1 protein-coding gene and 1 pseudogene are annotated in these 2403 nt (G+C 70.6%); both read right to left on the bottom strand.

Going from position 1 to position 2403, the window contains the following annotated elements:
* Positions 1-855 (bottom strand): hypothetical protein (locus AC067Z_RS38760; RefSeq protein ID WP_478794337.1); only part of this gene is annotated, 855 nt, incomplete at its 3' end.
* Between the two features lie 309 nt (positions 856-1164).
* Positions 1165-2403 (bottom strand): annotated as a pseudogene (locus AC067Z_RS38755) (ABC transporter permease); the annotation flags it as partial.

Raw genomic sequence — 2403 nt, 5'->3', positions numbered from 1 at the left:
CGTCCGCACGCTGATTCCCAGACGACGGGCCACGACCTCGTCCGCATGCCCCTCCGCCAGCAGCCGCGCGATCGCGAACTGGCGCTCCGAGACGCTGTCCACTGGCGGCACGGACGGCGCGGCCAGGGGCGTGGCCTGGTGCCACATCCGCTCGAAGACGGAGACCAGATACTTGACGAGGGCCGGGTGGCGTAATTCGAGGGCGGCCGAGAGGCCGTCCTCACTGGCCGGGACGAAGGCCACCGCACGGTCCATGATGAACAGGCGCTGCGGGAGGTCACTCAGGCTCCGAACCTCCAGCGCATCCCCGACCTGGTCGAGGAAACCCCCCAGTGCGGGGCTGTGTACCGAGGCCCGCCCGTAGAGGCTACGCATGCGCACCCCTTTGTCGCGAAGCCGCAGGTGTTTGGGCAGCGCGTCATCGAGGATCGACTCGCTGCGTGCGCCCGGCTGTACGCACAGAAGCTCCGTGCGGCAGGCGTCGAGCGCCCTGTCGAGAGCGGCGTTGATACGGGGCAGCCCCTCCAGCACCGTCATCCCGCCGACCGGTAGGAACCGGGCGTCGCCCTCCCACGACCCGAAGCCCTCAAACACCTGCGCGACCCTCGCCTCCCTCTCCCGCGACGCGTGAATCTCCGCCTCGATGTCGCGCAGCGCCGTGTACAACGCCACCGAAGGCGGCGTGGGCACCAGCCATGCCCCGTCGTCCGGGTCCGGGTGCACCAGGCCCAGGTCGATCAGGCACGGCGCCTGTGCCACCTCTCCGCGCCGCACACGACCCCGGCGCAGCGCCTCCCCGTAGAGCGAGGCACCCGCCTCGCACAGCTCAGCGAGATCATGTGTGTGATGCACCATCCCCGTCCCCCCGGACCCCCACTCGGACTGCCACCCACGCCAACCGTTGATCCTACGAGGCCTGTTGGCGTGGACAGCCGTATTCGAGACGGTGACGGCCGTGGCCGTACGAGGGGGGCGTACGGCCACGGCCCGCATGGAGGCGCCCGTCCCGGTTCCGCCGGGTCGCAGTCGACTCTCTCGCTGCCGCGGCGCAGCCGCCACCGTCATGTTGTTGCAGTGCACAAGGCGGAGCCGCGCGAAGGCGCCGAGCCCAACCATCGAAGCCCGCGTGAACCGGCCCCCTGTGGGCCGCCTGTGCTGCCAGGGTCAGTCACCGCGCGGACGCCAGGCGCGGGCTTGGCGGACCGCGACGGTGGTTGCCCAAAGCCACATGAGGACGCTGACGATCAGAACGATCCCCGCCGCCGACCAGAGCAGTTCGCGCGTGATGTAGGACTCTCCGTCCGCGTTGACCGGGGCCGCAAGACCGGCAGCGACGGCGCTTCCGACAAGGCCTGCCAGGGCCAGCGGGGTGAGGACGGACCACGCCGCGCTCGTGCGGAAGACGCGCAGGCCGCCGGTGAGAACGGACAGGGGAGCGAGCGCACGTCCATGGCGCAGGAATTCCGCCATGGCGCTGAGGCCGGCGGTCACGGCGAGCACGGTAATGCCGGTCACGCCGAGGAGGGTGCTCCAACGCCCCTGGTCCCGGTTGGGGATTCCGGCGATCACCTGGTCCTCGCCCGGAGCGCGCACTTGTGCGCCGCGGGGGAACACCTCGTAGGACAGCTTCTTTACGGCGGCGGTGGAGAGGTCTTGCCCGTCGCGGCGCAGGATGACGAGGGGGAAGTCCGCTTCCGGGGCCGCGGCGCGCTGTGCGACATCGTGGGTGTCGGTACGGTGGATGTCCAGGATCATTTCGCCGTGCGGGGTCCATCGGATCAGTTCCTGCAGCCGGGGGTCCTCGGGTGCTTCGGTGATACGGGTTGTACCGGCGGGGCAGGGAAGACTCAGGGCGGCGAGGGCGGGGCAGCCTGCGTACAGGGTCATGGGGCTGTCGAGGCCCTCGGCCGGTGGTGGGTCGAGAAGGACGGCTTCCGTGTCCGGCAGGCGGTCCAGGAAAGCGGTCATGTCTGCGGCGGTCACGTCTCCTCTGACGCCGACGGTGAGGGCGCTGCGGCCGATGCGGTCGAGGGTGTGCTGTGCTCCGGCACTCTGTGAGCCGAACAGGCCCTGCCAGGCGACCGCCTGCATGAGGATGATGAGGGCCACCGTGACACCGGTGACCAGCCGCGCGGTGGCACCGGGGTGGGTGTGGGTGCGGCGTCCTGCGACGAGGGTGCCGGGCAAGCCGTGTGTTTGCCCCTGGCGGGTGAGGATGCGTCCGCCGGCCGCGGTGACGGTCGCGACGGCGGCAGGAAGGGTGAGGGTCGTGCCGGCGATGCCTGCCCATCCGATGAGGATGCGCAAAGCGGATCCCTGCCCGGCGAAGTCGGGGCCGTACAGCGCGATGAGGAACATGACGGGGAACAGTGCGGCGATGCGGGGAAGCCAGACGGAGGGGGC

The organism is Streptomyces sp. NPDC043812 (assembly GCF_056436245.1).
Note: the sequence above shows the minus strand (reverse complement) of the source record. Positions and strands in the feature narration are given on the sequence as shown.